This window comes from Exiguobacterium sp. s130, assembly GCF_018619055.1.
Lineage (GTDB): Bacteria > Bacillota > Bacilli > Exiguobacteriales > Exiguobacteriaceae > Exiguobacterium_A.
Window position 1 is genome coordinate 91,647 of record NZ_JACSNI010000005.1, and the last position, 13,246, is coordinate 104,892.

Annotated in this window: 15 protein-coding genes and 1 riboswitch; of the genes, 11 read left to right on the forward strand and 4 right to left on the reverse strand. The window is 43.6% G+C overall.

The window, feature by feature from the left end:
- Window position 1 precedes the first annotated feature (1 nt).
- Window positions 2–967, reverse strand: a complete 966-nt coding sequence (locus tag HZS85_RS12985; protein ID WP_214856421.1) for a quinone oxidoreductase family protein — start codon at window positions 965–967, stop codon at window positions 2–4.
- Between the two features lie 104 nt (window positions 968–1,071).
- On the opposite strand from HZS85_RS12985, the gene yidD reads away from it, so the two are divergent.
- Complete coding sequence (gene yidD, locus HZS85_RS12990) at window positions 1,072–1,356, forward strand: membrane protein insertion efficiency factor YidD (protein ID WP_214856422.1); 285 nt, start codon at window positions 1,072–1,074, stop codon at window positions 1,354–1,356.
- A gap of 108 nt (window positions 1,357–1,464) precedes the next feature.
- Here yidD and HZS85_RS12995 read toward each other — a convergent pair whose 3' ends face one another.
- Together HZS85_RS12995 and HZS85_RS13000 are read right to left on the reverse strand one after the other, a co-directional pair.
- A complete protein-coding gene (locus HZS85_RS12995) occupies window positions 1,465–1,854 on the reverse strand; it encodes a tautomerase family protein (RefSeq protein WP_214856423.1) in 390 nt (129 codons plus the stop codon).
- A 60-nt stretch (window positions 1,855–1,914) separates the two neighbouring features.
- The gene (locus HZS85_RS13000; RefSeq protein ID WP_081780441.1) at window positions 1,915–3,399 is read right to left on the reverse strand and encodes an aldehyde dehydrogenase family protein; all 1,485 of its coding nucleotides are present in this window, start codon (window positions 3,397–3,399) and stop codon (window positions 1,915–1,917) included.
- Between the two features lie 273 nt (window positions 3,400–3,672).
- Here HZS85_RS13000 and HZS85_RS13005 point away from each other — a divergent pair, with 273 nt between their 5' ends.
- From HZS85_RS13005 to HZS85_RS13025, 5 genes are all read left to right on the forward strand, one after another.
- Window positions 3,673–4,161 carry a DUF456 domain-containing protein gene (locus HZS85_RS13005; RefSeq protein ID WP_231496923.1) on the forward strand — a complete coding sequence of 163 codons (489 nt, stop codon included), beginning with the start codon at window positions 3,673–3,675 and terminating at the stop codon, window positions 4,159–4,161.
- 192 nt (window positions 4,162–4,353) lie between these two features.
- Window positions 4,354–5,691 carry a hemolysin family protein gene (locus HZS85_RS13010; protein ID WP_056063508.1) on the forward strand — a complete coding sequence of 446 codons (1,338 nt, stop codon included), beginning with the start codon at window positions 4,354–4,356 and terminating at the stop codon, window positions 5,689–5,691.
- A 176-nt stretch (window positions 5,692–5,867) separates the two neighbouring features.
- Window positions 5,868–6,302 (forward strand): organic hydroperoxide resistance protein, encoded by a 435-nt coding sequence (locus HZS85_RS13015; protein WP_035412467.1) that lies wholly within the window; start codon window positions 5,868–5,870, stop codon window positions 6,300–6,302.
- Between the two features lie 27 nt (window positions 6,303–6,329).
- A complete protein-coding gene (locus HZS85_RS13020) occupies window positions 6,330–6,503 on the forward strand; it encodes a hypothetical protein (RefSeq protein WP_214856424.1) in 174 nt (57 codons plus the stop codon).
- Window positions 6,504–6,530: 27 nt separating this feature from the next.
- Complete coding sequence (locus HZS85_RS13025; RefSeq protein ID WP_214856425.1) at window positions 6,531–7,043, forward strand: type 1 glutamine amidotransferase domain-containing protein; 513 nt, start codon at window positions 6,531–6,533, stop codon at window positions 7,041–7,043.
- 47 nt (window positions 7,044–7,090) lie between these two features.
- Here HZS85_RS13025 and mce read toward each other — a convergent pair whose 3' ends face one another.
- Window positions 7,091–7,501 carry a methylmalonyl-CoA epimerase gene (mce, locus tag HZS85_RS13030; RefSeq protein WP_214856426.1) on the reverse strand — a complete coding sequence of 137 codons (411 nt, stop codon included), beginning with the start codon at window positions 7,499–7,501 and terminating at the stop codon, window positions 7,091–7,093.
- A 264-nt stretch (window positions 7,502–7,765) separates the two neighbouring features.
- Here mce and HZS85_RS13035 point away from each other — a divergent pair, with 264 nt between their 5' ends.
- From HZS85_RS13035 to thiE, 5 genes are all read left to right on the forward strand, one after another.
- Entirely contained in the window at window positions 7,766–9,211 is a 1,446-nt protein-coding gene (locus HZS85_RS13035; RefSeq protein ID WP_214856428.1) for a murein hydrolase activator EnvC family protein, read from the forward strand.
- A gap of 201 nt (window positions 9,212–9,412) precedes the next feature.
- Window positions 9,413–10,690: a murein hydrolase activator EnvC family protein gene (locus tag HZS85_RS13040; protein WP_214856429.1), complete on the forward strand. Its 1,278-nt coding sequence runs from the start codon at window positions 9,413–9,415 to the stop codon at window positions 10,688–10,690.
- A 64-nt stretch (window positions 10,691–10,754) separates the two neighbouring features.
- Window positions 10,755–10,865, forward strand: a riboswitch (TPP riboswitch).
- 115 nt (window positions 10,866–10,980) lie between these two features.
- Window positions 10,981–11,784, forward strand: coding sequence for a bifunctional hydroxymethylpyrimidine kinase/phosphomethylpyrimidine kinase (gene thiD, locus HZS85_RS13045; protein ID WP_214856430.1), 804 nt, complete (start codon window positions 10,981–10,983; stop codon window positions 11,782–11,784).
- Window positions 11,765–12,532, forward strand: coding sequence for a hydroxyethylthiazole kinase (thiM, locus tag HZS85_RS13050; protein ID WP_214856431.1), 768 nt, complete (start codon window positions 11,765–11,767; stop codon window positions 12,530–12,532). Before thiD ends, thiM begins: the two co-directional genes overlap by 20 nt.
- A complete protein-coding gene (thiE, locus tag HZS85_RS13055) occupies window positions 12,522–13,160 on the forward strand; it encodes a thiamine phosphate synthase (RefSeq protein WP_214856432.1) in 639 nt (212 codons plus the stop codon). The genes thiM and thiE overlap by 11 nt, the downstream gene beginning before the upstream one ends.
- Window positions 13,161–13,246 lie beyond the last annotated feature (86 nt).

The window sequence follows — 13,246 nt, forward strand, 5'->3', positions numbered from 1 at the left end:
ATTAAGGAATTAACAGTAACTTTCCTGTACTACGTCGGCTTTCTAAAAAGTCATGCGCTGCTTTTCCATCAGATAAAGCAAAAATTGTCGGAGAGGACAGGTTAAGGTGACTAGATAAAATCCAATCAAACAGCTCACCCGATCTGCGGATGCGTTCCTCAGAAGACGTTAACACATTCCAAAGATCGCCACCCGTTAATGTTTTGGACGTATCCATTAAAAGACGTGGATCGACAGGTGCGGGATCACCGCCTGCCATACCGTAGAAGACGACGGTCCCATGCACTTTCGTTACATGGAAACTGTCCATTAGCGTAGAACCGATAGACTCATAAACGACATCGACCCCTCTACCAGAAGTTTGTGTAAGCACTTGCTCGACCCAGTTCTCTGAGTACAAATAGACAGACTCACAACCGGCAGTTTTTGCGATCTGTGCCTTATCGGGAGAAGAAGTTAAGCCAATCGGAGTTGCACCAAGTAAACGAATGAGTTGTGTCAGTAATTGTCCCACGCCACCGGCAGCAGCGTGAACTAAGACGGTATCTCCTGGTTGAATGTGATAACTGTCGCGAGTCAAATAATGTGCCGTCAATCCTTGTAATAAGACAGAAGCTGCTGTTTCGTATGAGATACCGTCAGGAAGCGGAATCAATTTATCAACGGGTGCCGCTACGTACTCAGCGTTCGCAAGCGGAACGTCCGCAAAAGCAATCCGTTGACCTATATGGAACGTTGAAACGGCTGCACCGATTGCGGTGATGACTCCTGCTCCTTCGTAACCTAAAATATAGGGAGGCTGTCCTTCTAAATGATAGTTTCCTTTTCGACGATAAATATCTGCAAAATTCAGACCGATCGCTTTCATTTCAATCAGAACTTCCTGTTCGCTGATTGTTGGCGTTGGCACGTCTTCGAAGCGTAATACATCAGAACCTCCGAATTCGTGGAATGTTAATGCCTTCATCTCAACACATCCTTCTTTTAAATCTACTTTTAGGATAAAGCAGAACATCTGAAAATGATGAACAGATGCGTTACACTAGAAAAAAAGAAGAAAGAAGGGACGTTATGAAACGTGTCTTAATGGGAGGCATTCGCTTTTATCAAAAAGTCATTTCTCCCATGAAACCAGCCACATGTCGATTCTATCCGACGTGTTCCCATTACGGGATGGAGGCGATTGAACGTCATGGTGCAGTAAAAGGGAGTTATTTGACGACACGCCGTTTGCTTCGTTGCCAACCGTTTCATCCAGGAGGCCTCGATTTCGTTCCAGAACCTGATCAGTTTAGTTGGAAAGCGCCGTTACAGCGAGAAAATCCCCGTGAGAAGGTCGAAGTCACTGTGAAATAAGTCATGTTAGGGTTTATGTTAATAGTTTAATGAATGAAGAAAAAGGGGGGGTGTTACCGGAAATCATCGGTAACACACCCCCCTTTAATTGTTTCATTTGTTGAACGCTCATAGTTTACCTGTTAAAAACTGTGCTTCACCGAGACCGAAACTCCAGTCCGCCGCATCATTTTCGACGATTGAAACCATTAAATCAGTCGGAGCAAGTCCACAATTTGCTTCTAATCGTTCAGCGAGCAATTGATAGAGACGTTGCTTCTTCTCTTTCGTCCGCGTTTTACTTGTCACACTGATAAGAACGATATCTTTACTCCGCTTAAAACCAAGACCTGTATCTTGAATGACCATTTCGTGAGCTTTGTGTGTATGCACGATTTGATACCGATCACGTTCCGGCACGTCGAATGCTTCGATCATTGCGTCATGTGCAGTGTCGAGTAACACGTTCAACTCTTCTTCAGAACGTCCTTCAATGACGTCGAATCGTAATAATGGCATAACCGTTCAGCTCCTTTTTTAAGTATGTAGAGCAGGGAAGAGTTCCCTGCTCCCGATTATTTATTCAAAGAATGGTTTGTATTGGCGGCGATCATGCATGACGGACAACCATTGTACAGTTGAGAATTCTTCAAGTACCCATTCACCGTTAAAGCGACCAAGTCCTGAATCTTTTTCACCACCAAATGGCATATGTGGCTCATCGTTGACCGATTGGTCGTTGATGTGAATCATACCTGTCTCGACTTCCAGTGCAAAAGCGGTCGCACGTTCAATAGATGAACCGTGCACTGCGCCACTCAATCCGTATGGGAGAGAGTTCGCGATTTCGAGTGCCTCTTCATCTGTATCGAATGGGATGATGACAGCAACTGGTCCAAAGATTTCATTTTTAGCAAGCGGCATATCGTTCGTGACGCCTGTGACGACAGTTGGCGCAATGACGTTGTCTTTTGCTTCTCCACCTACACGAACGGTTGCACCGGCAGCTTTTGTTTTTTCAAGATCTTCAAGGATGCGTTCGACTTGTGATTGATTGATGAGTGGTCCGACTTGTGTCCGGTCATGTGATGGATCACCATACTGTAATTCTTTCACACGAGCAACGTATTTTTCGACGAACTCATCATGAATCGAAGAAGCGACAAGAATTCGGTTCGTCGACATACAGATTTGACCTTGATGATAGAACTTGCTGTAGACAGCAGATTCAACCGCACGATCGAGATCAGCATCATCAAGTACGACGAAGACGTTGTTTCCGCCAAGTTCAAGCGCTGTTTTCTTCAGGTGTTTACCGGCAAGTTCTCCGATGTGGCGACCGACTTCAGTTGATCCTGTAAAGGAAATCAAGCGTGGGACAGGGTGTTCGACGATGGCGTCACCGATTTCTGAACCACGACCGACGATAACATTTAAAACACCTTTTGGTAATCCAGCTTTTTCAAACAGGCTAGCGAAAATTAAACCGCCTGAGACAGGTGTGTCTGTTGCCGGTTTAACGACGACTGCATTCCCAATAGCGATAGCAGTAGCGATCGACCGCACAGCTAAGTGGAACGGGAAGTTCCATGGACTGATGACACCGATGACGCCAAGTGCTTTACGATAGATTCGGTTTTCTTTGCCTGGTACGACCGATGGACGAATTTCACCATGCATCCGTAATGGGAAGGTAGCAGCTTCTTTTACGATCAAGACTGAGGCGAGGAATTCACCTTCCGCTTTAATACGTGTACTTCCTGACTCTTTGATTAGCCAATCGATGATAGTCTCTTTTTCTTCGTACAACACCTTCAGGAAGTTTTCGATGAGACCTTGGCGTTTTAAGGCAGGAACTTTCGCCCAGTCTTTTTGAGCAACTTGAGCCGCTTCATACGCATCATCTAAATCTTGTTGGTTCGCGGCAGAGATCGTAAAGAGCTCTTCTCCAGTGAATGGATTTGTGTTCGTCATGTTGCTGTCACTTGCGCCTGTGCGCCACTGACCGTCAATATAAATCTTCGTAAAATCCGTATGCAATGTAGCTTCGTTTTGTTGAGCCATCTCATTTCATCCTCCATTCGTTATTATAACAATTAAGTTATTCACGTTATGAAAAGAAGTAAAACACATCCATACACTTCTACCAAACATATTGCTCAAAATCAGTCAGTCAAGCGGGTTTTAAAGCACTTTAAACCAGGAATTTAATCAATATAATGCTATAAAAATGAGTAGGATCGTTCTTTTTTAGAAGGACGATTGAAATAAGTGTTTGATGAAACCTTTGCCTCTTCACGTTCGTAATAAAAGCAAGAACTTTAGAAGAAGGGAGGGATGGAAGTGACAATTTTATTATGGAGTCTAATCGTCGTGTGTTTTCTCGTCGCTTTTGCAGGACTCGTATATCCGATCATCCCAAGTGCGCCGATTTTAGTAGTAGGCTTTTTGATTTATGGATTCGGATTCGGTTTCTCTGAATTATCGATTAGTTTTTGGGTGATTCAAGCGATTTTCATCATTCTCTTGTTCACACTGGATTATCTCGTCAGCGCCTACACTGTTGATCGACGGGGAGGATCTCAAGCGGCTAAAATCGCGACGACAGTGGGATTGATTGCCGGACCGTTTATTTTACCAGGAATCGGACTATTGATATTCCCGTTCGTCTTTGCCATCTTGACGGAAAAAATCATTAGTAAAAAAACATGGCAAACAGCCGTTTCAGTAGGAATCGGTACGGTTCTCGGTATCTTATCAAGTGCGTTGTTAAAGGGAATCGCGATGTTGCTCATGATTGTAATCTTCATCCTATACGTGGTCTGACCGATTGAAATCGTGTCTTCAAGTACACATTTTGTGAAAGTTCCGTTATAGTATGAATATGAAAAAGTAAGGAAGCTTTGAAAGAATAAAGCTTCTTTTTGCTGTAAACGACCAGATGCCTTTGCATCTGGCTTTATATTAATGGAGGTGAATCCCCTTTCTTCGGGGAAACGATTGGACAGTACACACTCAATGGAGACATTCGACACGACGACGATCATTATTCGACTACTCGTCATTGCACTACTCATCATTTTAACCGCTTTTTTTGTTGCCGCCGAATTTTCGGTCGTCAAAATGCGAATGTCTCGAATCGATCAGTTGATTACAGAAGGAAGCAAGACTGCGAAAGTAGCGAAAAGGCTGCTTGAGAATTTGGATTATTATTTATCAGCCTGTCAACTTGGAATTACCGTGACAGCGCTTGGTCTCGGGTGGTTAGGAGAATCGACGGTAGGTGCGATTCTCAGTATGTTGTTCGAAGAAATCGACATCCCAAACTCCGTTTCGACGATCATTTCGTTCGTCCTTGCATTCTCAATTGTAACGTTTCTTCATGTCGTGCTTGGAGAACTAGCTCCTAAGTCCTTGGCTATTCAAAAGACGGAAGCTATCACGATGTTACTCGCACCACCGCTTTATTGGTTCGGTAAGGTCATGAAACCTTTCATTTGGACATTGAACGGTTCAGCCCGGGTCATTCTTCGTTTGTTTGGTGTTGAACCTGCTGGTCACGAAGAAGTTCACTCGGAAGAAGAAATTAAAATCATCATGACGCAGAGTTACAAGAGTGGAGAAATCAACCAGACCGAACTTTCCTACATGCAAAACATCTTCTCGTTCGATGAGCGGATCGCGAAAGACATCATGTTACCGCGGACAGATTTAATCACGATTTCGAACGATGCATCGATGGAGGACATTATTCGTCTCGTTGAAGAGTATCAGTTCACACGTTATCCGGTAGCGGAAGAAGGAGATAAGGATAAAATCCTTGGCTTCATCAATGCAAAACAATTATTTACGGACCATATGGCGAACAAAGGGAAAGCATTAAGTTATTATATCCATAACTTGCCGATCGTATCCGAGTATTCACCGCTTCAAGACGCGATGCTGAAGATGCAGGTGGAACGGACGCCAATGGCACTCGTCATTGATGAATACGGAGGGACAGCTGGTGTCATCACGATGGAAGACATATTGGAGGAAATCGTCGGAGAAATCCGAGACGAATTCGATAAAGATGAGAAAGCGGATATCGAACAGATTCATGAGCGATTATACCGGATTTCAGGTCGTGTCTTAATTGATGACTTAAATGAACGCTTTAACCTAGGTATTGAAGAAGAAGATATTGATACGATTGGTGGTTGGGTCATGGCACAGGATACAGAAGTATCAAGTGGTCAAGAATTCCGCTATCAAGCGTATACGATCAAGGTCATGGAAGTCGATAACCACCAAGTGAAGTCGATTTATCTTCAATTGCCTGATCAAGAAGAAGTTGCAACAGAGGATATCGGATAAAATAGCAAAATCAAAAGACGATGGACATTAAGTTCATCGTCTTTTTTCGTTATTGAAAGAATGGCAGGGTAAAGGGATTGAACACTCCTTGTGTTTATCTCCGCCAGTGACGGGTATTACTGTTTATGTGGCAAAAAAGTCTTTTTTTAATTCAACAGGAAAAGGGGTTTTCTATCATGTCAAACGTCATTCTTACTTCACGCGCATCTGCAGTCGGTGGTCGCGACGGGAAAGTCGCTTCAGATGATAACGTCATTAATCTTGATTTAGTCATGCCTGGAACAAAAGGCAAAGAAGACATTCCGACATCAAACCCGGAACAGTTATTCGCAGCAGGATATGCCGCTTGTTTTGATGGTGCCTACAATTTGATGGCGCGCCAAGCGAAAAAACGAGTCGAGACGCGGACGAATTCAGAAGTCAGCCTCTTACAGGACGAAGCGGATAACGGTGTGAAAATTGCGGCGAAACTCGTCGTCGAAGTCGTTGGGGTATCGCAAGAAGAAGCAGAAGAACTACTTGAGAAGACACACAATTTCTGCCCGTATTCAAAAGCGACTCGTGGCAACATCGATGTTGACCTTTCTGTTAAAGTCGTCGATTCGTTATAAGAAATGCATCCTTAAGGAGGGTTTTCGATGGCACCAAAAGAAACCGATCGTCCAAATGAAAAATTGGAAGATGAACGGGATCGTCTGTCTGATAAAGAACGGAAACTGACAGAGGAGCAGCAAAAGGAAATCCTAAAAGGGAAAAACGAGATGCCAGATGATCCGGTTTCTCCACGAGATCGCGGAGAAGATTCGATTTAAATTTAAACAAATTAGGAGATGAATCACATGTCTAAAAAAGTAGCAGTCGTACTCGCCGATCATTTTGAAGATGTAGAATTCACTGGACCGGTTGATGCGTTAAAAGAAGCGGGGCACGACATTACTGTCATTGGTGCCAAAAAAGGTGCAGAGCTTGTTGGTAAACAGGAAGATGCAAAAGTAACCGTTGATCTCTCAATTGATGAGACATCGGCGGCAGACTATGATGCCCTTTTGATACCAGGTGGATTTTCACCAGATTTACTACGCGAAGATGATCGTTTCGTCTCATTCGTCGAAGAATTCGATATGTCAAAAAAACCGATCTTCTCGATCTGTCATGGACCTCAGTTGATGATTAACGCCAAAATCGTTAAAGGAAGAAAAATGACAGGTTATAAATCAATTCGCATCGACCTAGAAAATGCTGGAGTAGATTTCGCGGACGAAGAAGTCGTTGTTGATGATAATTTTATCTCAAGTCGACAACCGGATGACATTCCTGCATTCAATCGAGAAATCGTTGCAAAACTCGGCTAATCGTATAAAACAAAAATCAGCACTGCGTTGTCGCAGTGCTGATTTTTTTATGAGTTCTCTGGATAATCACAGAGTTCCGTGATAACCCCATGTGAATGACGAGGGTTCATATAAATCAGTCGTCGTCCAAACGGCGTCGTTCGATACGTATCTTCTAAAAATGTTAAGCCTTGTTGTTTTGCTTCGGCGATTGCTTGATCTAAATCATCAACACGGTAGGCAATGTGATGGACTCCTTTTCCACGTTGTTTTAAAAAACGAGCGATTGGACTATCCTGGCTAGTAGGTGTCAACAGCTCGATATGCGCATCATCGAACTCGATGACGGCGATGTTGGAAGCGACACCAGGTGCGGGGTTTGAGTACTCTTTTGTTAATTTTCCACCAAGTACTTTTGTATAAAATGAGATTGCTTCTTGCATATCGCGAACGGCGATGCCGGTATGATCTAGTTTCATCTGATGTTTCCCTCCATTCGCTTCAGTTTCCCAAAAATGAATCAAAGTTGCAATGGGAAGCTGTTTTCCATCATTTTCTATTACATAGAAGAAGAACGATTTATTTAAAATGAAATATCACTGAAATATTATGGAAGAGGAATGAATGCTATAATCAAAAACGTTCCTATAAATAAGAAAAACTATTATAGAATTTAATTTTAACGTAACTGTTATTCCATATAATGCATCGACATACTACTAGAGAAAAAGAGGGAATACTACATGAAAAAAACGTTCGCGTCGCTCATCGTTTCCGCACTAGTTCTTTCATCAGCACCTCATTTTGCAGCAGCTGACGATTTAAGTGAACAGAAAGCTAAAAACGAACAACAGCAACAAGACAATGCTAAAAAACAAAAAAACTTAGAGTCTTCCGTTAATCAGGAGGGTCAAAAAATTTCTAAGACGCAACAAGAAGTCAATCGATTAGACGAAGCCTTGAATGAAAAGATCTTTGCTGTCGAAACGAAAGATCGTCAAATTAAGGCGACGGAACGAGAAATCGTTCAACTTGGAAAAGAAATCGAAAAGTATAAAGCGAAATTAAAACGCCAAGAAAAACTACTTGGGGATCGTCTTCGTGTCATGCAAGAAAATGACGGGAACTCGATTAAATGGGAAGAAGTCATTTTTGGGGCAAAAAACGTCGGTGACCTCGTTAGCCGTGTCATGGCCGGAAAATCGATTTCAAAGCAAGATGATAAAATGATCACGGATTATCAAAATACGCAAAAGCAATTAGCGGATGCACAACAAGAAGTGAAAAACAAGAAAGCACAATTGGTTGTTGAAAAGCAAGAATTGAAACGCCAACAAGCAGAACTTGAATCGCAATTAAAAGAGCGAAACAAACGCTTAAAAGAATTACGTAAGAAAAAAGAGAAATTTGAAACACAATTGATGGATGCAAAAGAAGTCCAGCAAATTCTGATTGCTCAAGAAAAAGCGATTGCAGCTGAAAAGGCAGCACGTGAACGTGAAGCACGTATCGAAAAAGAGCGTCAAGCTCAAGCAGCACGTGAAGCAAAAGCGCGAGCAGAAGCTGAAGCAGCTCAAGCAGCGGCTCAAAAAGAAGCTGAGCAACAAGCAGCTAAAGAAGCAGCGGCTCAGCAGGCAGCACAAGAGAAAGCGTCGCAAGCCGCGAAACCTTCTGGTTCGACGAAACAATCGACTCCAAAAGCATCTACACCTGCGCCAGCACCAGCTGCGCCAACACCGTCAGCACCTGCGACACCTAAACCGTCACCATCATCCGGTGGTCTGTTCATCCATCCAACGGTTGGGGCTGTCACGCAAGGCTATGGCTCAGCAGGTGGAGAAAACGGTTATACGTTCCATAACGGGATCGACTTTGGTGGTCCGGTTGGAACTCCAATCGTTGCAGCTGCAACAGGAACAGTCATTACAGCATCAGGTGGTGGTCCTTACGGAAACCACATCATGATTGCTCACCAATTAAACGGTAAAACGTACACAACATTGTATGCTCATATGAGCGCACTCAATGCTCACGCAGGTCAACGCGTCAGTCAAGGTGAACAAATCGGTTTACGTGGAAGCACTGGGAATTCAACTGGTCCACACTTACACTTTGAAATCCACGTCGGTGGATACAGCTATAGTGCAACTGGTCCAGCCAGCTCAGTGAACCCAATGACGATGTTTTAAACAGTAAAGAATCGTTGCTTATGCAGCGGTTCTTTTTTTGCGATTTTCAAAAAATAAATGATTATATTACAAAAAATGTTTTCATTTGAAATGTAAATGAAATTTTTTTGAAACGATTAGGGTGCTATAATCTATTTCAGATATGAGAGAAACTTGAATACTATAATAAAATATGAAAAACATAAGTGAGGAAAACGATATATGCTAAAAAAACTAATTTCTACCATTGTTTTGGGAGCATTACTTATAACAGGAACACAACCAATTGCGGCAGCAACGATCAAAGAAAAAAAGGCTGAAAATGCCGCAGAACAACGTAAATTAGAAAAAGCAATTAAAAAACAAGAGTCGAAAATTTCGAAAGAACAACGTCAAATCAATCGAATCGATGCAGCGATCAACGAAAAGATTTTTCAGATTTCCGAAAAAAATAAACAAATCGAGAAATTGAATTTGCGAATCGATGAATTAAAAGCAGACATCGTTCGCTACGAAGAGATGTTGAAAAAACAAGAAGAACTACTCGGTGATCGTCTACGTGTCTTCCAAGAAAACGATGGAAACTCAATCAAATGGGAAGAAGTCATTTTTGGATCGAAGGATTTAGGTGATTTATTTAGTCGTGTCATGGCAGGGAAAAAAATCGCGGAGCAAGATGATAAAATGATTTCGGATTACATCGCAACCCAACAAAAGCTAGCGGAAGCAAAACAAGCGCTCGTTGAAAAAAAGGCGGAGCAGGTTGAAGAGAAGAAAACATTAATCGAACAAAAAAAAGCGTTGAAAGTTCAAATGAAAGAACGCAGTGCTACGCTTAAAAAATTAAGAAAAGGTAAGACGAAGTTTACGACAGAACTTCTAGACGCGAAAGAACTACAAGCGACACTTGAAGCTCAAGAACGTGCGATTGCGGCAGCGAAGGCAGCAGCTAAAGTGGCGGCTGAAAGAGCAGCAGCCGAGAAAGCAGCAGCTGAAAAAGCCGCTAAAGCGAATGCTCAAGCAGCAAAACAAGCAGGTAAGAGTTCAGAATCACCTACTTCAGTTGCTTCACCCGTTGTTTCGAGCGGTGGGAAATTCGTTCGTCCATCTTCTGGTGGCGTATCACAAGGGTTTGGACCAGCAAGCGGTGCGAACGGCTATACGTTCCATAATGGTGTCGATTTCAGTGGTTCGGTCGGCTCACCAATCGTCGCAGCAGCAGCTGGAACGGTCATTACAGCTTCAGGTGGTGGGCCTTATGGAAATCACGTCATGATTTCTCACTTCCTTGACGGGAAAGTCTATACGACAGTCTACGCTCATATGAGTTCGTTATCTGTTCATGCAGGACAAACAGTTTCTCAAGGTCAGCAAGTTGGAACACTTGGTAGTACTGGGAATTCAACAGGACCACACTTGCATTTCGAACTACATGTCGGAGGCTATCAGTACAGTGCCTCTTCTCCTCTGAATGCAGTTAATCCATTAGCATATCTATAATTCAAAACGAGCTTCGGCTCGTTTTTTTCTTGCCGCTATGCTACAGTTAAGGCGAAATGAATACTTGAGCAACTAGGGGAGCTGGAGGAATCCGGCTGAGAGGAAAACCAATCTGTTTTCGACCCTATTACCTGAACTGGATAATACCAGCGTAGGAAAGTTGAGCCGAACGGATACCGAAGTGGTTGGATAACGATTTCGTATAGCGTCGACTGCTTTTTTACAGCGGTCGACGCTTTTTTTGTCGGTAACAACTCCCTTACATTGCTCGATGGAAAGGTGAGAAAAATATGAAACATGTATTGACGATTGCGGGATCTGACTCCGGTGGTGGAGCTGGAATTCAGGCAGATTTAAAGACATTTTCGGCATTGGGCGTTTATGGGATGAGTGTTTTGACAGCGGTAACGGCTCAAAATACACTGGGCGTTCAAGCAGTAGAAGAGTTATCATCGGAAATCGTTGATGCCCAATTAGCTTCAATCTTTTCAGATATTCGTGTGGATGCTATCAAAATCGGTATGGTCTCGAATGCACAAACGATTCACGTCATTGCAACACATCTTCGCAAACAGACAGTTCCAATCATACTAGACCCTGTCATGGTCGCAAAAGGCGGGCATGCCCTATTGCGGACGGAGGCAGAGGAAGCACTAATCGCGGAGTTACTGCCACTTGCGACACTCGTCACACCAAATTTACCGGAAGCAGAGCGCTTAACAGGGCAATCAGTTACTAATCTAGAGGAGATGCGACTTGCGATGCATCAGTTGGCTATGGAGACTGGAGCTGTCTTGTTAAAAGGTGGACATCTACCGGGAGCTGCCACGGATTTATTATGGGACGGGCAAGAAGAATACCGTTTCACATCAGATCGGTTAGATAATCAACATACTCACGGAACAGGCTGTACCTTATCTGCAGCGATTGCGGCACGGATGGCACTTGGAGAAGCTTTACCGGACAGTGTACGTCAGGCCAAGAAGTATGTTACAGAGGCGATTCGTCATGGATTTGCTCTCGGACAAGGGATTGGACCGACACATCATTTTCATTCACTTTGGAGGGATTCACATGTTTACGACCATTCTTAAACACAAACCACTCATTCATCATTTGACGAACACAGTCACGATCAATGATTGCGCCAATGTCACACTTGCCGTTGGCGCATCTCCAGTCATGGCGGAGGATATTCGCGAAGTGGAAGAGATGGTTCGACGCGCGCAAGCTCTTGTCTTGAACATTGGAACAATTGATGCAGACATGCAAGCAACTCAACGACTCGCCGCAAGCGAAGCGAGACGCTTGAACGTTCCGATCATCCTTGATCCAGTTGGAGCGGGAGCCACATCATTGCGTACGTCCTTTTCAAAAGAATTGAGTAGACTCGGATGTACGGTCGTTAAAGGAAATGCTTCAGAAATCAAGACATTGCTTGGGGAGAATGGACGAACAAAAGGAGTCGATGCTGCTAGTGATGAGATCATGGATCGAGAAATCATTCGTGCATTCGCTCGTAAACAAAAGTCCGTCATTGTCGTCACAGGTCCAATCGACTACATCACGGATGGCATGCGCGAAGTGGAACTACAAGTAGGTACGCCGCGTCTCGGAGACGTCACAGGTACGGGGTGTATGACAGCTTCTTTGATTGCGAGTTTTCTTGGTGCAGGATATTCTGCATTTGAGGCAGCAGTCCACGGAACATTTATCATGGGAAAAGCAGGAGAACAGGCAGCATCAGAAAAAGGTCTAGGTAATTTCAAACGAGAGTTGTTCAATGCAATCAGTCTGATGACGGAGCAAGATTTGATGGAGGTGGTAGAACATGTCAATTGATTATTCCATTTATGCGGTGACAGATCGTCGATATCATCCGGGAGTTGCAATCGAAACGGTCGTTGAAGAAGCGATTTTAGGTGGTGCAACGATTATACAATTACGGGAAAAAACAGCGCAGGGAAAGGAATTCTTCGAACAGGCAGTCCGGTTAAAGAGACTGACGGATCGTCATGATGTTCCTTTGATTATCAATGACCGAATTGATATTGCGTTACTTGTCGGAGCTGGTTTGCATATCGGACAAGAAGATATTCCTCTAACCGCAGCGCGACGTCTCTTACCGAACACTGTGATCGGCGTATCGGTAGCAACCGTCGCGCAAGCGATTGAAGCAGAACGAGATGGAGCATCTTATTTAGGTGTAGGTTCTCTATTTGCGACGTCATCGAAAGCAGACGCCGACTCGATGTCACACACGATGCTTCAAGCGATTCGCGAAGCCGTGCGCTTACCTTTAATTGGCATTGGCGGAATTACGGCAACGAATGTCGCTTCTCTTCCTATCCCATTAGAAGGATATGCGGTCATCTCGGAAATTTTTGCTAAAGAAGATCGACGGCGTGCTGCACAACATATGACAGATGCTGTACGGGAATGGCATCAATCTCTTCAGAACAGGGTATAATCCGTTCAGAGGTGATTGTATTGAAATGGCAGACGATCCGTTTTCGGGGCTATTGGATCCGGTATCGATTGGAACCACAAATCATT